This is a genomic window from Mesorhizobium sp. M1B.F.Ca.ET.045.04.1.1 (assembly GCF_003952465.1).
GTDB lineage: Bacteria > Pseudomonadota > Alphaproteobacteria > Rhizobiales > Rhizobiaceae > Mesorhizobium > Mesorhizobium shonense.
Window position 1 is genome coordinate 280,899 of sequence record NZ_CP034448.1, and the last position, 17,606, is coordinate 298,504.

A 17,606-nucleotide genomic window follows, 5' to 3' on the forward strand; every position below is an offset into this window, starting at 1 on the left:
CCAGGCAGACGGAGAATTGCGCAAGAGGCGGCCGACAGTCCTTACGCCGCCCTTATCTTCTTCTGATCCTTTGCCTATTGCTGTTTCGGGGATTGCTGCCGATGGGAATTTATCGCTTCGGCGATTTCGAGCTTAACGAGGACTCTCGCGCCCTTCTTCTCGCCGGACGCGAGATCGAGGCGCAGCCCCTGGTCTTCGACTTCCTCGCCATTTTGCTGCGGCACCAGGACCGCGCCTTGAGCAAGGACGAATTGCTTGAAACGCTGTGGCCCGGCGTGACGGTGACCGAAGCCTCCTTGCAGCGCGTGGCGAGTCTCGCCCGCGGCGTTCTGCGCCAGGGCGGCATGGAGACGGCGCTGCGCAACCTGCCCCGCTTCGGCTACCGCATCTGCCTCGACCAGCCGCCCGTTTCGGAGAACAGGCCGGCCGATGCGGGCGGCAAGCCTTCGAGCCCCGGTTCACCGATCCTGTCGGCACGTTCGGCCGTTGCGGGCAGAAGATGGCATGAGGCCGCGGCTTCTTTCGCAAAAGCGGATGCCGCCGACGAGCTGCTGACTGCCGATCTGGAAGAATGGGCGTTGGCGCTGGAATGCATGGGGCGGCCGGCTGAAGCCATCCCGCTCCTGGCGCGCGCGGTGACGGCTTACGGCGTGGCCGGCGAGCGCTTGCGCGCGGCTTCCCCGGCAATCACCCTCGCCAGGATCCATCTCGAGAGGGGCGAGCTTGCCGTCGCCAAGGGCTGGCACAAGCGCGCCGCGCAGCTGATCGACAACGCCGCCGACAGCAGGGAGCACGGCCTGTGGTGCTGGATGGGCGCGCGCATCATGGGCGCGGAAGCCGAGCCGGAGCAGGCGCTTGCGCTCGCCGAGCAGGCTTTTGCCGTCGGCAGAGACCTCGAGGATCCGGTCGTGGAATCGCTCGGCCTGATCTATCGCGGCTTCTTCAAGCTCTGCCTCGGCGAAACCAAGGCCGGGCAGGAAGACCAGGATTTTGCCGCCGCGCTCGGTCTTTCCAGCGACGTGGACCCGGTCGTCGGCGGAATCCTCTACTGCAACATTCTGTGGGCCTGCCGGAATTTCGGCGACTGGGCGAGAGCCAACCAATGGACCTCCGGCTACGAGGACTGGTGCAGGGGACACGGGCTGGAAGAACTGTCGGGCTCGTGCCGGCTGCATCGCGCCGAGGTGCTCGGCGTTCACGGCACGCTGAAGGAAGCGGAGGCCCTGGTGCGCGCGGCACTCGACCAGCTCGCGCTCGACGCGCCCTGGGCGACGGGCGATGCCTTACGTGTGCTCGGCGACATTCATCTCGCGGCCGGAGAATTCACGGAAGCGGAAACGGCCTACCGCGCTTCGCATGCAGCGGGCTGGGATCCGCAGCCCGGCCTGGCGCTGCTGCAACTCGAGCAGGGCCAAGCGGAGGCCGCTTTCAGCGCCCTTGAGCGCTCCATGGTGGGGAACGGCTGGCCGACCCTGCAGCGGCGAGGCATGGTCCTTGCCACTCTCGCCAAGGTGGCGGCGCGCACCAATCGGCCTGAGCGCGCGAAAGAGGTGATCGCCGAACTGGAAACGCAACCGCAGCGCTGGCCGATGGCATCCATCCAGGCGCTGACCGCGGAGGCCAAGGCAGAGCTTTTCATACAGGAGGAGCGCCTCACCGAAGCTGCTAGGGAACTGCAGATCGCATGCTCGCGCTGGAATGAGATCGGCTCGCCGATCAAGGTCGCCGACGCCAGGCTTTCGCTCGCGGCGCTGCTCATCCAGTTGGGCGATCGCGCCGGCGCGGAGCTGGAGCTCGGCACCGTGCTTGCTGTCGCAAGGAAAGTCGACTCACCGCGTCTCATGCGGCGATATGAAGAGCTGACCGGACTGCTCGAAGGCGCGAAGAGAGAAGCGCTTGGCTAGCACGTAAAGCCCTGTCAAACCTGTCTTGCGACCTGCCCGGCACCTCTCGAGACCGGCGGCGAGGACTATGCCGGTTGCCGTCACGTTATCAGGGCCGGCTCTCCAGGGGAAACCGGCTTTCCGGATCACGCTTGGGCCGGCTCAGCCATGCGGTTCGCCTGAACGGTTTCAGGAAGCCAGCCGGCAATGGCGCTGCCTATCGCGTCAGCATGGTCTTCCTGCAGATAATGCGCGCCGGGCCCCAGATTGATGAACCGGCAGTTCTTCAGCCCGGCCGCGAATTGCCGTGCCGCCTGCGGCGAAATCAGCGCGCCGGGATCGCCCGCGAAAAGCAGTTTCGGATAAGAGGAAAGCCGCAGCGCCCGATGGTCGTGCTCGCTGATGGCGGCGACATCCGCCGGCTGGCCCTCGATCGGCAATTCCCTTGGCAAGCGCAGCACCGGCTTGCGCGATTGGGGTGTCGCGAACGGCGCCCGATAAGCGGCCATCTCCTCATCGCTCATTGTGCGCAGCACCGAGGCTGGCAGCACTTTCTCGACGAAGACGTTGTCCTCCAGCACCAGCTTTTCGCCGGCGCCGGGCGTGCGCAGCGCCTTGAACAGTTCGCGCGCCTGCTGGCGCTGATGGAAATCCTCCCAGTGCTCGAAAGGCCGGATGAATTCCATGAAGGCAAGGCCCAGAATGCGTTGCGGCCGCCTTGCCGCGAGATGGAACGCAAGGGCGGTGCCCCAGTCCTGCGCGACAATCACCAGGTCTTTGATGTCGAGCGCCTCGAGGAAGGCATCGAGGTAGCGGACGTGATCGAAGAAGCGATAGTCGATATCGGGCTTGCCCGACTGGCCGTAGCCGATCAGGTCCGGCGCGATGCAACGGCCGACCGGCGCGACATGCGGAATGATGTTGCGCCAAATGTAGGAAGAGGTGGGGTTGCCGTGCAGGAACAGCACCGTCGGGCCGGATGTGCCGGCCTCCAGATAGGACATGGTGGAATCGAGCACCGCGACCTCTGAACGCCGCGGCGCGGCAGCGCCGGTCTGTTGTCCGTCGGTTTTCGAATTCATCGCGCTGTCTCCTTCCCAAACACGGTGCCGAAGATGATTTTCTTGAACCGCTCGAGCGGCTCCGGATCGCGCTCGACCTTCATGCGCAGCATGGCGCCCTGCCAGGACGACAGCAGGAAATCGGCGAGGTCCTCGGCATCGAACGCGTTGGTGATCTCGCCCGCCGCCTGGCCTTCGGCAATGCAGGCCGCGAATGGCTGGCGCCAGCGCTCGAAAATGTCAACCAGCCGCAGCCTGAGCGGCTCGCTGTGAACCGCTGTCTCAAGGCTGAGATTGCCGATCATGCAGCCGCGCGCCCAGTCATGCGCTTCAAGCTTCGAGGTGATGACATCGAGATAGCGGCGGAGCCTGCCGGCCGGAGGCGTGCCATCCTGCGCCAGCGCCTTTTCGACCAGCCCGCTGACATAGGCGAAGTAGCGTTCCAGCACCTCGCCGGCGAACTCTTCCTTGGAGGCGAAGTGATTGGTGAAGGAGCCCGGCCGGGCACCGGCCGCGGCGACGATGTCGCGCACGCCGGCCGCCGAATAGCCGGAATTCCAAATGGTCTGGAAACCGGCTTCGAGGAGGTTTTCGCGGAGTGATTGTCTAGCCACGCGTATATAATACGTACGTACGTATTTATGTCAAGCGACGAAAAATTTTGCGTTGGCAAGAGCCGCGGCAAATGGCAGTGGGGAGGTCCGGGACGTAAAGCCGAGGAGGAAAATATCGTGGCCAAACAAGTCATCGTCATCGGCGCCGGCATCATCGGCGCATCGATCGCCTGGCATCTGACAAAGGCCGGCGCGCGGGTGACGATCGTTTTCGGGAGCGGCGCCGGCGGTGTGGCGACACCGAATTCCTTCGCCTGGATCAATGCCAGCTGGGGTAACCCTGAAACCTATTTCCGGCTGCGCATCCGCGCCATGGCCGAGTGGGAGCGGCTGGCGAAGGACTTGCCGGGATTGCCGCTCGCCTGGTGCGGCGGCCTGTGCTGGGACCAGCCGGCGGACAGGCTCGAAGCCTATGCGGCCGAGCATTCGTCCTGGGGTTACGGCATCGAGCGGATCGGCGCCATGCAAGCAGCGCGCATCGAGCCCAATCTCGCGGAACTTCCCGAGTTTGCCCTTTACGTCGCGGAGGAAGGCGTGGCCGAACCGGTCGCCACCGCCAGGGCGCTGCTTGCGGATGCCGAGCGGCGTGGCGCGCGGATCGTCAACGCGACCGTCGATAGGCTGGCGCTGTCCAACGGACAGGTCATGGGCGTCGTCGTTTCAGGTGAGACCATCGCCGCCGACGAGGTGGTGATCGCTGCCGGCGCCGGCTCTCCGGAGATCGCCGCGACGGCCGGCATCAGGATACCGATCGAGACGCCGCCCGGCCTGATCGTCCATTCGCGCTCCTACAAGAAATTGCTCAACGGGCTGGTGCTGGCCGACAAGCTGCACATGCGCCAGACGGCAGAGGGACGCATCATCGCCGGCTCGGATTTCGGCGGCGGCGATCCGGGCGAGAATCCGGAAGCCACCGCACGCGCGCTTTTCGAAGCGACGAAGGCGATGCTGCGCGACGCGGACGGGCTGGAATTCGATTTCCACACCGTCGGCTACCGGCCTACCCCGGCCGACGGCTTTCCGATCGTCAGCCGCGCCGACGGCGTCGGCGGCCTCTATGTCGCCGTCACCCATTCCGGCATCACGCTGGCGCCGGCGGTTGGACTGTTTGCGGCCCGCGAAATCCTCGACGGCGAGCGCGATGCGTTGCTCGCGCCCTATGCGCTGTCGCGTTTCGGTCAATAACCCGGCGGCCGGCGGAAACCGCCGGCAAGCGGCGCGATCGCCGCGGCGATGCCGAGCAGCCGCGATTCCGACCATTTCCTGCCGACGAGCTGCAAGCCAATGGGCAACCCGTTGCCGTCCTGCCCGCAAGGGATCGCGATCACCGGGTGGCCGGAATAGTTGAAGACCGCGCCATAGGCCGGCAGCATCCAGTAGCTCTCATCCTTGCCGTCGACCTCGAGCGGGCTGCCCGGCTTGCAATGCGCAAAGGCCGGGGTCATCGCGACCGGACAGAGCAAGGCATCGCAGCTTTCGAAGAAGCGCTCCCAGGCAAGGACCGACCGGTCGCGGCGGGCGAGCGCCGCGAACCAACGCGACACCGGCGTCGGCTGATCCGGCGGCTCCGGTTGGGCGGCCTCCAGCATCATGCCGATCAGCTTGCCGCCCTCGGCGAGATCGTCGTGCAGATCGAGCTTCGGCAGGCTTGCTTCCTCGATGCGCGCGCCGGCGGACGCCAGTTGCGATGCCAGCCCTTCCACGGCGGCGCCGATCTCGCTCGCTACGGGAAAGCCGGCAAAGGATTTAGCGAAGGCAATGCGCAGTGATTTCAGCTCCAGCGCCGACGCCGGCTCGATTGTAACCGGTGCCAGATCGGAATCTGCCCCGTCCGGCCCGGCAATGATCCTATAGATCAGCGCTAGATCCTCGATGTCGCGGGCAAGCGGGCCGACACAAGACATCAGTCGCACGCTGCGCGGCGTGCCGCCCGGATCGGGGAAAGCGCCGGCCAGCGAGACGCGATTTTCGGTCGGCTTCAGGCCGTAGACGCCGCAGAAGCTGGCCGGCAGGCGGATGGAATCCTGCATGTCGGTGCCGATCTCGAACGGCGTCATGCCTGTTGCGACGGCGGCGGCTGCCCCGCCGCTGGAACCGCCTGCCGTGCGTGACAGATCCCAGGGATTGCTGGTCCGGCCGAAGAGCGGATTGTCCGACTGCCAGTCGCCCAGCATGGTGGCGACGTTGGTCTTGCCGACCAATACGGCGCCGGCGGCCTTCAGCCGGGCGGCCACCGGACTGTCTTGTCTCGCCACATAGTCGGCAAAGGGTGGGAAGCCGGCGGTCGTCTTCATTCCCGCCGTCTCATGCGCGTCCTTCAGCGTGAATGGCACACCGTGCAGGGGGCCGACTGTATCACCACGCTCCAGGGCCGTATCCGCCTGCCTGGCGCCCTCAATGGCTCCGTTCGGGTCAAGCGTGACGACCGCGTTGACTGCCCCGTTGTGCCTGTCGATCTGCGCAAGATGGGCATCGAGGACCTCCACCGCCGAGATTTCCCGGGCCGCGATCGCGGCAGCGAGTTCGATGGTCGAGGAAAACACGATATCCATGGCGAGCGCTCCGTCTGCCTCTCGCGCCTGTCCATCAACATGGCGGATGGCGGCAAGGCTTCAAGCCGAATCCAGCATTGCGTGCCAGGCCGCGCTTGATTGAAATTGCGCCGGGCGCATGAATGCCTCAGCCCGCCAGCGCCAGCTCGGCGACAATGGGCGCGAACGGACGGATGCTGGTGCAATTCCTAGTCATGGTGACAAAGCTCGACTGCGGGATCTCGTGCCACGCGCGGCCATCGCGATCGAACGGCTCGGAGACGATGCAGCGGCCGACCCCCTTGGCGAAGGCAGCGGTGTAGAGCGTCGGCGCCTGGTCGTCAGTGGCGTAGCGTATCGCGTAGAGCGCCTGCCCGTCACTGAAGGCGGCCGTGAGCTTCAGCGACGGGTTGACACCGGCTAGGCTTGAGGCTTCCAGGACACGGCTGGTGGCGCGCGAGACGGCGCCATGCGGGTCGCGGGACAGACCTTCAGCGATCATGAGCAAAAAGAAGAGTTCGGAATCGGTGGTGCCCTCGCGCTGGTCGAAGACGGCATCGGAGAGCGAATTCTCCAGCACCCGGCGGATCTTCTCGAAGCCGCCTATCTGGCCGTTGTGCATGAACGACCAGCGGCCGGAGACGAAGGGATGACAATTCATGCGGCTGGTGCCACCGCCTGTCGAGGCGCGCACATGAGCCAGGAACAGTCCGGATTTGATCTGCCGGCAGAGGCTTGCCAGGTTGCCATCGGACCAGGCCGGCAGGGTATCCCGATACCGGCCAGGCTCCGGCCGGTCGCCATACCAGGCAAGGCCGAAGCCGTCGGCGTTGGTCGGTGATTTCGCTTCCCGCGCTTGACGGCTCTGAACGATCAGCGAGTGGCAGGGCGCGGTGACGATCTCTTCAAGGAAGATTGCTTCGCCGAGATAGGCGGCCCATCTGCACATTGTTCAGTCATCCTCTTTTGCGCATCGAATCGAGGCCGCGAATGAAATCCATTCACGGCCCCGTGAGGCGCCACAGATGACAGGAGGACGGATTGGCGTCCTTATGTCGGGCTGATGTTTTGCTGATCCTTTGCCGAAGACTGTCCAGAAGACGCCGGCAATCCGTCGCGCCACTGACCCGATCCCAGGTCGTAGGTCTCTCGGCGGGTTGAGATCGCGCTTAGCCGACCAGTGCCAGCTTGCTCGCCACAGGGGCAAACGGGCGGATGCTGGTACCGTCCCTGGTCATGGTAACGAAGCTCGACGGCGGAATCGCCTGCCACTCTCCGCCGTCGCGGTCGAACGGCTCTGAGACGATGCAGCGGCCGCCATTGCGGAAGCCAGAGGTGTAGAGCGTCGGCGCATGATCGTCGGTGGCGTAGCGCACGGCGTGGAGCGCCTGGCCATCGGAAAAGGCGGCGGTGAGTTTCAGCGACGGCTCGATGCCGGCGCGGTGCGAGGCTTCCAGCACGCGGCTGGTGCCGCGCGACACCGCTCCTTGCGGGTCAGTGGACAGACCCTCGTCGATCATCAGGAGAAAAAAGAGTTCGGAATCGGTGGTGCCTTCGCGCTGGTCGAAGACTTCGTCGGAGAGCGAATTCTCCAACGCGCGGCGGATCTTTTCGAAGCCGCCGATCTGGCCGTTATGCATGAACGACCAGCGGCCGGAGATGAAGGGATGGCAGTTCATGCGGCTGGTGGCGCCGCCGGTCGAGGCGCGCACATGGGCGAGGAACAGGCCGGATTTGATCTGCCGGCAGAGGCTTTTCAGGTTGGGGTCCGACCAGGCCGGCAGGATGTCGCGATAGAGGCCGGGCTCGGGGCGGTCGCCATACCAGGCAAGGCCGAAGCCGTCGCCATTGGTGGGCGACTTGGCCTCCTGGGCACAGTGGCTCTGGGCGATCAGCGAGTGGCAGGGCGCGGTGATGATGTCTTCGAGGAAGACCGCTTCACCCAGATAGGCCGCCCACCGGCACATCGCATTCCACCATCTATCAGGCGCGGTCCAACTGAGTCGCCGGTTCCTTGACCGCGTGCGCGCCTCTGTTGTGCGTGCGCTCATAGAGCTCGCGAACTATGCGGCTGGCCGTAGTCTCGAACAGAAATGGCAAGAAAGCGTGAACGAGCGCAGCGCCCGCGGCCATCGACAGGCGCGAGCAGAACCAGGCGGCAAAGGCCATGTGGCCGAAATAGGTCTCGCCGACCTTTTCCGGGTGAGACGTGAAGAGCGCCGTAAGCCGTGTCGTCATGGTGGTCCCTCCTGCCGGGATGAGCCCCGATGCTGGGTATCCTGCCACGCGCCGAAGGTTCATCGATCCCAAATTGTCCTTGCGGTCGGCCTTGTTTTGGGACATTCATCCCAACAATGACATCCGGTATCGACGAAATTGATCGAAGACTGCTGGCGGAACTCCAGCGCGACGGCACGCTTTCCGTCGACCAGCTGTCCGAGCGGGTGGCGCTGTCGCGCAACGCCTGCTGGCGCCGCGTCAAGCGGCTGGAGGAGGACGGGGTCATCACCGGGCGTGTGGCGCTGGTCGATGCCGACAAGCTTGGGCTCGGCCTATCGGTGTTCATACTGATCCGCACGTCGAACCACGACCCGGACTGGCTGCAAAAGTTCCGGACGGCAGTGACCGGCTTTGCCGAGATCATCGGCGTCTACCGGATGTCCGGCGACCTCGACTATGTGCTGAGGGCCCGTGTCGCCGACGTCAAAGCCTATGACCGGCTCTACCAGCGGCTGATCGCCAAGGTGGCGCTGTCGGACGTCTCGGCGTCCTTCGTGATGGAGGAAATCAAGGAGACGACGGTCGTTCCGGTAGAGCTACGCTGATAAAGCATGTCTCCCGAAAGTGGGAACCGGTTTCGGGACAAAGACATGCGTAAAATCAAAAACCTAAAGCGCAAGAGCGAATCTGAAAGATCGCGACGCGCTTTAGCTTCCGGAACCGCGCGCAAAGAAAGCCGTTGATAGGCTCGGCTTCGAGTTGACCGAATCGCCATTCGCGCCGATAGGAATGGGCTCATGCGCACCGCTGTCTATCCTTCCTCCGTCATCGGCCCTACCGTCGGTTTCGTCAGGCTTCCGCATGGCGAGGACTTGCCGCTGCCTGCCTATGAAAGCGCGGGCGCTGCCGGCATGGACCTGCGCGCCGCGGTGCCGGAAGACCGGCCGCAGCTGATCCTGCCCGGAAAACGCGCGCTGGTGCCGACAGGGCTGATCCTGGAAATCCCGGAAGGCATGGAAGGCCAGGTACGGCCGCGTTCCGGGCTTGCCTTCAAGCATGGGCTCACCGTCCTCAACACGCCCGGCACCATCGACAGCGACTATCGCGGCGAGGTGAAGGTGCTGCTCGTCAATCTCGGCGACGAGGATTTCGCGGTGACGCGCGGCATGCGGATCGCCCAGATCGTCTTTGCCGCGGTGACGCAGGTTGCCGGCGAGGAACGGTCGCTCGCCGGCGGCACGGCGCGCGGGGCCGGCGGGTTCGGGTCGACCGGCACGGCCTGATGCGAGTTCCAAGGCTGGTCATCTTCGACTGCGACGGGGTTCTGGTCGACACCGAAAACCTTGCCAACCGGCGCCTCGCCGAATGGCTTTCCGAGGCCGGCTTTCAAACCACATTCGAATATTGCCGCAAGAACTTCTCCGGCCGCAGCATGGCCTCGGTGCAAAAAGAGATCGAAGCGGAGACCGACGTCAGGCTCGGCGCCGATTTCGTCGAGCGCTGGAACGCCGGCCTGCCGGACCTGTTCGCGCATGGCGTCGAGGCGATCCCTCACGTGCGCGACTTCATCGAGAAGGTGCGCGCCGCCGGCATCGCCTATTGCGTGGCTTCATCGGCGCGGGTCTCGAAGATGCATATCACGCTCGGCCAGACCGGGCTTTTGCCGCTGTTCGAGCACGCCATGTTCTCCTCCACCATGGTCGCGCGCGGCAAGCCGTTCCCGGACCTCTTCCTTCATGCCGCAAAGACGATGGGCTTCGCGCCGGCCGACTGCATCGTCATCGAGGACAGCGTCGCCGGCACGCAGGCCGGCATTGCCGCCGGCATGCGCGTGTTCTCCTATCATGCCGATCCGTTCTCGGACCCGGAGGGCCTCGTAAAAGCAGGCGGCATCCTGTTCGACGACATGCGCGAACTCGCCGGACTGGTGCCGATTCACTGAGTTCATTTCGGCGCGGACGATCCGGCTGTTTGTCACCGTTGGCCGTGCTAGCCTGCGTGCTCACAAGGGGGGCGCTCCATGACATTCATCCTGCTCCGATTCCTGCTCGCTTGCCTGCTGCTGCCATGCCTGTGGGCGCCCGCGGGCGCAGAATCCGTCGGCTTTCCCGAACCGAGCAGCGCCGTTCCCGGCCATCCGGGCGTGACCTATCTCGACCTCGCGAAGTTGATCATCCCGGACGACGGCACCCCGCCGATCCAGATGCGTGACATAACCGGCGATGATGATGGCGGCTCGCCGCCCCCGACCACAAGCCTGTCGGACGCCGCCGTGCTCACCATCAAGGCCGGCGGCAAGGACCGGCTGGCGATGCTCTACGACCTCGGCTACTCATCCGACGACGCCGAGGGCTTCGCCGTGCTGGCGCTCTATGATCTCTCCGGCAAGCCGAGACTGCTCGACATCGCAAACGTGGCCGTCGACAGAAGCACCTCTTTCCGCGAGCCCGGCAAAATTTCGATCGCCGCCGGCGACGATGCCATCGTCACCACGAGCACGCATTTCAACTCCAACCAGGGTTATGTCGGCACGCTGCTGATCATGGTCCGAGACGACCGCTTCGAATTGATCGACACAATCTACACGTTCGACGAAAATTACTGCGCCTACAGGCGCACGCAGAACCTCGCCTTTCAGACCAAGGGCCATAGTCGGCCCTACGCGGCGATCAAGGTGACGGTGACCGATGCCACGGCGCCGAGCGGGGAAAGCTGCGAGGAGGCGGCACCCAAGGCGGTCTCGCACGACATTTCGGTCACCTATCATTGGGACAAGGCCAAGTCGCGCTACGTCAAGGATTCCGACGCCTTCGAGAAATTGTCAGCAGAAAACGAGAAACGCTTCTGAACGAAGCGCATTCATTTGCCCGGCCCCGGCACGCGCGATAGATTTCCCGTCACAACCCTGATCACGATTGAGGACACGCCATGGACAACGGCAAGATTTTTCGCGATCTGCACGCCTCCACCTTCGTCATGCCCAATCCCTGGGATATCGGCACGACAAAGCTTCTGGCTTCTTTCGGTTTCAAGGCGCTGGCCACGACCAGCGCCGGGTTTGCCTTCTCGCGCGGCCTGCCCGACGGCGCCGTAACCTTCGATGCCATGATCCACCATTGCCGCGAAGTGACGGCTGCAACGGATCTGCCGGTTTCGGCCGACCTCGAGCGCGGCAAGGGCGACAGCCCCGAGCAGGCGGCCGAAACCATCTTCGCGGCCGAAGCCGCCGGCCTTGCCGGCTGCTCTATCGAGGACCATACCGGCGACCCCGGCAATCCGATCTACGATTTCTCGCATGCCGTCGAACGCGTCGCCGCGGCCGTCGAAGCGGCCCGGGCGCTCAAGCACGATTTCGTCTTCACCGCGCGGGCCGAGAATTTCCTGTGGGGCAAGACCGACCTCGACGACACGATCAAGCGGCTGCAGGCTTTCGAGCAAGCCGGCGCGGACGTGCTCTACGCACCGGGCTTGAGCGATACGGAGACCGTGCGGACGGTCTGCTCGGCGGTGACGAAGCCCGTCAATATCATGGCAAGACCCGGCTTCACCGTCGCCGAACTTGCCACAGCCGGCGTCAAACGCATCTCGCTCGGACCATGGCTGACGAATTTCGCCTACGGCATGCTGGAAACGGCGGCACGCGAGATCCAGCAGGACGGCACCTTCGGCTTCACCCGCGCCGCGATGCCGTTCGGCAAGCTGCAGGCGCTGTTTCGCGGGGGCGCTCCTGAGCAGGACTAAACCAGCTCCCGCACCGAAACCGCCTTGTGCAGATGCACCATCATGGCGGCCGCGAAAAGCGGCGTCAAAAGATTGAGCAGCGGAACGGCAAGGAAGACCGCAATAAGCAGTCCGGCCAGGAACACCGTGCCGGCATATTTGCGACGCAGCGCCTTGGCTTCGGCTTCAGGGCGAAAACGCATGGCGGCGAATTCGAAAAACTCGCGCCCAAGAAGGTAGCCGTTGACGATGAAGAAGGCGGCGATGTTGATGCCCGGCACCAGAAGCAGAAGCAGCGCGACGATGTTGCCGAGGATGACGACGCCGAAGAATTTTATCGCCAGCACCAGAGAATGCAGCGCCGGCACGGCACGGCCGGGCGGATCGCCCGGATAGTCGGTGCGCTCGACCACCTCTGCGACGTCGTCGAGGAAAAGGCCGGCGATGATCGCCGTCACAGGCGCGATGAGCAGCGCCATCCCAACGGCCAGAATGATGCCGGCAATGATGGCGCTGAGCCAACCGGCCCAGGAGGGCAACCCCGGAACAAGCGCCTGCAGCCACGGCCAGGCCAGCCATTCGAGCAGACTTTCGATGCCGAACCACAGCGCCACCAGCGCCAGCAGCGTCAGGCCCAGCGTCTTCAGAAAGACAGAGCGGAATTCGGGCGAGAACAGTTGGCTGGCGGCGGCGCGGGCGGCGTCTAGGATCACGACAGGTTCAAGCCCCTCATCGAGAAAGGTGCTCCCGACATAGGCAGGCTTTTTGATCGGCGCAACTACCGGGCGAGCCTGGCCTGACGAGCCGGAATGGTCATGGCAGCGACGCCGACGACGACGAAAGCCATGCCGAGCCATGCCGTCGGCCCGAGGCTCTCACCCAGAAAGAGGGCGCCGATACCGACGCCGATCGGCACGCGCAGATAGGCCTGCGAGGTCGTGCCAACCGAACCAAGCGTGTGAATGAGGCGGAAGAAGATCGAGAAAGCGAGTGCGGTGGAGAAGACCGAAAGCCCTAGAAGGGCAAGGATCGATGCCGTCGACGGCGTCAATGTCCACGGCCGGTCGAAGATGAGGCTCAAGGGAATCAAGATCGCGGCGCCGCAGATCATCGAACCGGCCGCCGGCAGCATCGGATCGAGCCCCCTGAAGTTGCGCCCGAATATGGCGGCACCCGCATAACTGACGGTAGCAGCGATGACGGCAAGCTGCGCCCACAATTGATGGCCGAGCCCGCCAAGGGCCTCGGTTCCGACGATCAGGCAAATGCCGGCGATGCCGGCGCCGACGCCAACCAGCTTGCGCAGCGTCACCGGTTCGTGGCGGGTGATCAACGCCGTCAGCAGGAAAGTGAAGATCGGCGACGTCGCGTTGAGGATCGTGGCAAGGCCGGCGTCGATCGAGCGTTCGGCGGCGGCGATCAGCGTGAACGGGATGACGCTGTTCAGGCAGGCTTGAAACATGAAGCGGCGCCAGTTCACCACATCCCGCGGCATGGCGAGGCCACGCCAGCGGATGAGGCCAAGCAGAATGCCGCCGGCGATCAAAGTGCGGCCCGCGATGAAGGTTACCGGCGGAATCGTCTCGACGCCAATCTTGATGAAAGTGTAGGAGGCCCCCCACAACACCGCCAGCACACCGAGCAGCGCCAGTTCGGTGGTCATTTCGGTCTTCTCGGACATCTTGTGGTTCGTGCCTTCAGCCTGTTGCCGGAACGATCCGCTTCTAGCTCATACCGAAGCGGAGATGTTTCAATGTCGGTGAAACCATAGCCGTCAAGGGCGTGACTGATATGGGCCAGTTCAATGCGAACACTGCCGCAGCCGGCGAACAAACCCGGTCGAGGCCGGCGCACCAGTAAAAGGCGCCGATTTTCGGGGTAGGCAAAGCGGTTGCAAGCGGCTAGACCCGCGCCCGGCCGGCATGGCAGAAAGCCGGTGGGTCGTTGGCGGAGACATTGATGCCGGAATATGACGTGCTTTGCATCGGCAATGCCATTGTCGACATCATCGCGCAGTGCGACGAGGCCTTTCTCGAAACCAACGGCATCATCAAGGGCGCGATGAACCTCATCGACACCCGACGCGCCGAGCTGCTCTACAGCCGCATGGGGCCGGCGATCGAAGCTTCAGGCGGCAGCGCCGGCAACACGGCGGCGGGCGTGGCGAGCTTCGGCGGCAGCGCCGCCTTCTTCGGCAAGGTGTCCAACGACGCGCTCGGTGAAATCTACACCCACGATATCCATGCCCAGGGCGTGGCCTTCGACACCAGGCCGCTCCAGGGCGAGCCGCCGACGGCGCGCTCGATGATCTTCGTCACGCCGGATGGCGAGCGTTCGATGAACACCTATCTCGGCGCCTGTGTCGAACTCGGGCCGGAGGACGTCGAGGCCGACAAGGCCGCCGGCGCCAAGGTCACCTATTTCGAGGGCTATCTGTGGGACCCGCCACGCGCCAAGGAAGCGATCCGGCAGACCGCGCGGCTCGCGCATGCGGCCGGCCGCGAAGTGTCGATGACACTGTCGGATTCTTTCTGCGTCGACCGCTACCGCGACGAGTTCCTGGATCTGATGCGCTCGGGCACGGTCGATATCGTTTTCGCCAACAGCCACGAGATCAAGTCTCTCTACCAGACCGCTTCGTTCGAGGACGCGCTGGCGGCGATCCGCAAGGACTGCAAGATCGCCGCCGTCACTCGCTCGGAAAAAGGCTCGGTGATCGTGCGCGGCAACGAGACCGTCACCATCCAGGCGACCACGATCAGGGAACTGGTCGATACGACCGGCGCCGGCGACCTTTATGCCGCCGGCTTTCTTTATGGCTACACGGCCGGCCGCAGCCTCCAGGATTGCGGCGATCTCGGCTCGCTGGCGGCCGGGCTGGTGATCCAGCAGATCGGTCCGCGGCCCCGGCAAAACCTTCGCCGCGAGGCCGAGCAGGCGGGGCTGCTGTAGCGCCTCTTACCTCTCCCCCTGTGGGAGAGGTCGGATTGCCCCGAATTGCTCTTCGCAATTCGGCTGGCAATCCGGGTGAGGGGTAGGTAGCGCCAAGCTGGAACACCCCTCATCCGGCTCGGCGCTGTCGCGCCGATCCACCTTCTCCCGCAAGGGGAGAAGGTAATGCCACATTTGTCGCGCGCCTGTCACAGAGCGCTCCTACAGGCAGTTTGTGGCCTTCCGTGACTGACATTTCGGGATGCCCGCAGCAGTTGGGGTGCCAAAAAATGCAAGACAGCAACCTTCACGGTCGCTGCATCTGTCACCATTGCGATTGCCGCTCTCCGCTATAGCCGTTCAAAAAACCGGCCGCGGCTAGGGGAGGAGCGCGCGGCGCGCAAGACAGATGCATGACCAGATTTCAGAATCCGCCTGAAGGGATTTCGCAAGAGGCCTTGGCCGGCCTGGTGGCCGAGGCGGTGCAACACGCATTGATGCAGCAGGGCGCCCTGCTGGACGCGGAGGCCCTGGTTTGCGCCAGCGCGGTTGCCGGCGGCATCGCCGCCGCCCTACCCTTTCTGCCGCAGGCGCAGCGGCTCGCAATCACCTCCTTCAAAGGCAGCTGGACCGAAATCGCGTCCGATTTTTATCGCGCAATGGCGGAAAAGATCACGGGCGCCGGCCAGGCGGGCACCGACAGAGCGGACGGGCTGTCCCGACCTTTGGCCGAGCGAGCTGCCGAGCTGCAATCGATGCTCATCGAAGACTGGGCCGGCGAGGTTGCCGGGTCGACCTATCTGGAGGAGACGTTCCGCATCCCGCGCTCGACGCTGCATCGCTGGCAAAGGCGGGGCGAGGTCGTCGCGCTGCGCAAGGGCGGCCGCAAGCATGTCTTCCCGCTTGCCCAGTTCGTCGACGGCAGGCCGGCTCCAGGGATTAGCGAGGTATTGGCGGCGATCACCAATCCGAGACTGGCCTGGTTCTGGCTAAACCGCCCTTCCGCTGAACTGGGCGGCCGCATTCCAATCGAAGTGCTTCGCCAGGACATGATCGAGGATGTGGTTCGCGTCGCGCGCAGCTTGTCCCGAGCCTGAATTTCCTACGTGGTTCTGTGTGTTCGGCTGGCCCGATCTTTAAAAGCTTTAGCCGGCTATTCTTTCGTCACAAAACTGTAATAAATGGCACATCTTGGACATTTTTCAGGTCAAATATTCTTTCAAAGCGTATACATTGTGCAATATGTGCCATTCTTTCAAATATGTGACGTGATATTTACGCAACAAGACTTCCGTAAGAGTCCAAAAGCCGCTTTTCAGACACAATGACTGTTGTGAACGATTGGCAATTAGGTCATGTCGAGGGCGAAGAAGCGGCGCCGGTGCGCACTTTTTCACCGATGGGGACGGGGGTGGCAGAGCCTGTGGGGCATGCTCAGACCTGTCTTGAACCTTTGACTGGAGATTCAAGAAAATGAACATCAAGAGCCTTCTTCTCGGCTCCGCTGCGGCGCTGATCGCAGTTTCGGGCGCCCGCGCCGCCGACGCGGTCACCGTCGCCGAGCCGGAACCGGCCGAATACGTCAAGATCTGCGACGTTTACGGGGCCGGCTACTTCTACATCCCCGGCACCGAAACCTGCCTGCGCATCGGCGGCTATGTCCGCTATGACATCGGCCTCGGCGACGTCGGCTCGTTCGACGGCGCGAAGTCGTTCGACCACCAAGACGGTGACCAGCAGGACACCTGGAAGAAGAACGCCCGCTTCACCTTCAAGACCTGGACCGGCCAGGAAACCGATCTCGGCACCTTGAAGACTTACACCGAAATGCGCTTCAACTTCGGCAACAGCAACGGCTATGGCACCGTCGTCTCCGGCAATCCCGCCGTCGACAAGGGCGTCACAGTGAAATTCGCCTGGATCCAGCTCGGCGGTCTCCGCGTCGGTAAGGACGAATCGGCCTTCGATACGTTCATCGGCTACGCCGGTAGCGTCATCCAGGATACGCTGGTGCCCTATGGCGATTTCGATACCAACGTCGTCCAGTACTACTTCGACGCCGGCAATGGCTTCTCGGCCGTGGCTTCGCTCGAAGAAGGCTCCGGCGTGGTTGGCACGATCGACAGTTACGTTCCGCATGTCGTCGGCGGCGTGAAGTACACGCAGGGCTGGGGTGCGATCACCGGCGTCGTCGCTTACGACAGCAACTACGAAGAGGTGGCCGGCAAAGTTCGCTTGGACATCAAGCCGATGGACAACCTGTCCCTGTTCATCATGGGCGGCTACGGCACCGACGACAACCTCAACGATGATGCGGGTAACGTTATCGACGCCCACGGTCGCGGCTTCTACAAGCAGTGGAGCGGCAACTGGGCGGTGTGGGGCGGTGGCACCTATACCATCAACGAGAAGACCTCGTTTAACGCCCAGCTCTCGTATGACGAAGGCAAGAATTTCGGCGTCGCGGCGAACATTGCCTATGAAATCGTCAAGGGTCTCAAGATCACCGCCGAAGTCGATTATTTGCATCTCGGCGAAGACAGCGTCACCAATTTTACCAAAGCCGACAAGGAAAACAGCGTCGGCGGTATCCTCCGCTTCCAGCGCTCGTTCTGATCGAAGCTGCAATTCCACATGGAAGGGCCC

At 63.8% G+C, this 17,606-nt stretch carries 18 protein-coding genes; 10 read left to right on the forward strand and 8 right to left on the reverse strand.

Annotated features, from left to right (window positions below; genetic code table 11):
• The first annotated feature begins 101 nt into the window (after positions 1 to 101).
• Positions 102 to 1,904, forward strand: a complete 1,803-nt coding sequence (locus tag EJ071_RS01330) for a winged helix-turn-helix domain-containing protein (protein WP_126096457.1) — start codon at positions 102 to 104, stop codon at positions 1,902 to 1,904.
• A gap of 125 nt (positions 1,905 to 2,029) precedes the next feature.
• On the opposite strand, the gene EJ071_RS01335 is transcribed toward EJ071_RS01330, so the two are convergent.
• Positions 2,030 to 2,965 carry a haloalkane dehalogenase gene (locus EJ071_RS01335; protein ID WP_126096458.1) on the reverse strand — a complete coding sequence of 312 codons (936 nt, stop codon included), beginning with the start codon at positions 2,963 to 2,965 and terminating at the stop codon, positions 2,030 to 2,032.
• The gene (locus EJ071_RS01340) at positions 2,962 to 3,558 is read right to left on the reverse strand and encodes a TetR/AcrR family transcriptional regulator (RefSeq protein WP_126096459.1); all 597 of its coding nucleotides are present in this window, start codon (positions 3,556 to 3,558) and stop codon (positions 2,962 to 2,964) included. Before EJ071_RS01340 ends, EJ071_RS01335 begins: the two co-directional genes overlap by 4 nt.
• A 117-nt stretch (positions 3,559 to 3,675) precedes the next feature.
• Between EJ071_RS01340 and EJ071_RS01345 the strand changes: the two genes are divergently transcribed.
• Positions 3,676 to 4,743, forward strand: a complete 1,068-nt coding sequence (locus EJ071_RS01345) for an FAD-binding oxidoreductase (RefSeq protein WP_245460148.1) — start codon at positions 3,676 to 3,678, stop codon at positions 4,741 to 4,743.
• Here the strand turns inward: EJ071_RS01345 and EJ071_RS01350 are convergent.
• The 4 genes from EJ071_RS01350 to EJ071_RS01365 form a co-directional block, all read right to left on the reverse strand.
• Complete coding sequence (locus EJ071_RS01350; RefSeq protein WP_126096461.1) at positions 4,737 to 6,110, reverse strand: amidase; 1,374 nt, start codon at positions 6,108 to 6,110, stop codon at positions 4,737 to 4,739. The two genes, EJ071_RS01345 and EJ071_RS01350, sit on opposite strands and share 7 nt — an antisense overlap.
• A 127-nt stretch (positions 6,111 to 6,237) precedes the next feature.
• Entirely contained in the window at positions 6,238 to 7,038 is an 801-nt protein-coding gene (locus tag EJ071_RS01355; RefSeq protein WP_126096462.1) for a class II glutamine amidotransferase, read from the reverse strand.
• Positions 7,039 to 7,258: 220 nt separating this feature from the next.
• Complete coding sequence (locus EJ071_RS01360) at positions 7,259 to 8,056, reverse strand: class II glutamine amidotransferase (protein WP_126096463.1); 798 nt, start codon at positions 8,054 to 8,056, stop codon at positions 7,259 to 7,261.
• A 16-nt stretch (positions 8,057 to 8,072) separates the two neighbouring features.
• A complete protein-coding gene (locus EJ071_RS01365; RefSeq protein ID WP_126096464.1) occupies positions 8,073 to 8,327 on the reverse strand; it encodes a DUF6356 family protein in 255 nt (84 codons plus the stop codon).
• Positions 8,328 to 8,443: 116 nt separating this feature from the next.
• On the opposite strand from EJ071_RS01365, the gene EJ071_RS01370 reads away from it, so the two are divergent.
• The 5 genes from EJ071_RS01370 (at position 8,444) to EJ071_RS01390 (ending at position 12,050) form a co-directional block, all read left to right on the forward strand.
• A complete protein-coding gene (locus EJ071_RS01370; protein WP_126096465.1) occupies positions 8,444 to 8,914 on the forward strand; it encodes an Lrp/AsnC family transcriptional regulator in 471 nt (156 codons plus the stop codon).
• A gap of 192 nt (positions 8,915 to 9,106) precedes the next feature.
• Positions 9,107 to 9,592, forward strand: a complete 486-nt coding sequence (gene dut, locus EJ071_RS01375; RefSeq protein WP_126096466.1) for a dUTP diphosphatase — start codon at positions 9,107 to 9,109, stop codon at positions 9,590 to 9,592.
• The gene (locus tag EJ071_RS01380; protein WP_189521393.1) at positions 9,592 to 10,251 is read left to right on the forward strand and encodes an HAD family phosphatase; all 660 of its coding nucleotides are present in this window, start codon (positions 9,592 to 9,594) and stop codon (positions 10,249 to 10,251) included. Before dut ends, EJ071_RS01380 begins: the two co-directional genes overlap by 1 nt.
• A 78-nt stretch (positions 10,252 to 10,329) precedes the next feature.
• Positions 10,330 to 11,157, forward strand: a complete 828-nt coding sequence (locus tag EJ071_RS01385) for a hypothetical protein (protein ID WP_126096468.1) — start codon at positions 10,330 to 10,332, stop codon at positions 11,155 to 11,157.
• Positions 11,158 to 11,237: 80 nt separating this feature from the next.
• On the forward strand, positions 11,238 to 12,050 hold the full coding sequence (locus EJ071_RS01390; protein WP_126096469.1) for an oxaloacetate decarboxylase: 813 nt from the start codon (positions 11,238 to 11,240) through the stop codon (positions 12,048 to 12,050).
• Here the strand turns inward: EJ071_RS01390 and EJ071_RS01395 are convergent.
• A complete protein-coding gene (locus EJ071_RS01395) occupies positions 12,047 to 12,742 on the reverse strand; it encodes a sulfate transporter family protein (RefSeq protein WP_126096470.1) in 696 nt (231 codons plus the stop codon). The genes EJ071_RS01390 and EJ071_RS01395 overlap by 4 nt on opposite strands.
• A 65-nt stretch (positions 12,743 to 12,807) precedes the next feature.
• Complete coding sequence (locus EJ071_RS01400; RefSeq protein WP_189521394.1) at positions 12,808 to 13,692, reverse strand: EamA family transporter; 885 nt, start codon at positions 13,690 to 13,692, stop codon at positions 12,808 to 12,810.
• 296 nt (positions 13,693 to 13,988) lie between these two features.
• Between EJ071_RS01400 and EJ071_RS01405 the strand changes: the two genes are divergently transcribed.
• From EJ071_RS01405 to EJ071_RS01415, 3 genes are all read left to right on the forward strand, one after another.
• Positions 13,989 to 14,981, forward strand: a complete 993-nt coding sequence (locus tag EJ071_RS01405) for an adenosine kinase (RefSeq protein ID WP_126096472.1) — start codon at positions 13,989 to 13,991, stop codon at positions 14,979 to 14,981.
• Positions 14,982 to 15,430: 449 nt separating this feature from the next.
• Positions 15,431 to 16,057, forward strand: a complete 627-nt coding sequence (locus EJ071_RS01410) for a hypothetical protein (protein ID WP_348628129.1) — start codon at positions 15,431 to 15,433, stop codon at positions 16,055 to 16,057.
• 376 nt (positions 16,058 to 16,433) lie between these two features.
• Positions 16,434 to 17,576 (forward strand): porin, encoded by a 1,143-nt coding sequence (locus tag EJ071_RS01415; protein WP_126096474.1) that lies wholly within the window; start codon positions 16,434 to 16,436, stop codon positions 17,574 to 17,576.
• The last annotated feature ends 30 nt before the right edge of the window (positions 17,577 to 17,606 follow it).

Coding starts and splice junctions, on each gene's coding strand:
- EJ071_RS01330 (WP_126096457.1), top strand. CDS start 102: ATGGGAATTTATCGCTTCGGCGATTTCGAGCTTAACGAGGACTCTCGC.
- EJ071_RS01335 (WP_126096458.1), bottom strand. CDS start 2,965: ATGAATTCGAAAACCGACGGACAACAGACCGGCGCTGCCGCGCCGCGG.
- EJ071_RS01350 (WP_126096461.1), bottom strand. CDS start 6,110: ATGGATATCGTGTTTTCCTCGACCATCGAACTCGCTGCCGCGATCGCG.
- EJ071_RS01355 (WP_126096462.1), bottom strand. CDS start 7,038: ATGTGCAGATGGGCCGCCTATCTCGGCGAAGCAATCTTCCTTGAAGAG.
- EJ071_RS01360 (WP_126096463.1), bottom strand. CDS start 8,056: ATGTGCCGGTGGGCGGCCTATCTGGGTGAAGCGGTCTTCCTCGAAGAC.
- EJ071_RS01365 (WP_126096464.1), bottom strand. CDS start 8,327: ATGACGACACGGCTTACGGCGCTCTTCACGTCTCACCCGGAAAAGGTC.
- EJ071_RS01370 (WP_126096465.1), top strand. CDS start 8,444: ATGACATCCGGTATCGACGAAATTGATCGAAGACTGCTGGCGGAACTC.
- dut (WP_126096466.1), top strand. CDS start 9,107: ATGCGCACCGCTGTCTATCCTTCCTCCGTCATCGGCCCTACCGTCGGT.
- EJ071_RS01380 (WP_189521393.1), top strand. CDS start 9,592: ATGCGAGTTCCAAGGCTGGTCATCTTCGACTGCGACGGGGTTCTGGTC.
- EJ071_RS01385 (WP_126096468.1), top strand. CDS start 10,330: ATGACATTCATCCTGCTCCGATTCCTGCTCGCTTGCCTGCTGCTGCCA.
- EJ071_RS01390 (WP_126096469.1), top strand. CDS start 11,238: ATGGACAACGGCAAGATTTTTCGCGATCTGCACGCCTCCACCTTCGTC.
- EJ071_RS01400 (WP_189521394.1), bottom strand. CDS start 13,692: ATGACCACCGAACTGGCGCTGCTCGGTGTGCTGGCGGTGTTGTGGGGG.
- EJ071_RS01405 (WP_126096472.1), top strand. CDS start 13,989: ATGCCGGAATATGACGTGCTTTGCATCGGCAATGCCATTGTCGACATC.
- EJ071_RS01415 (WP_126096474.1), top strand. CDS start 16,434: ATGAACATCAAGAGCCTTCTTCTCGGCTCCGCTGCGGCGCTGATCGCA.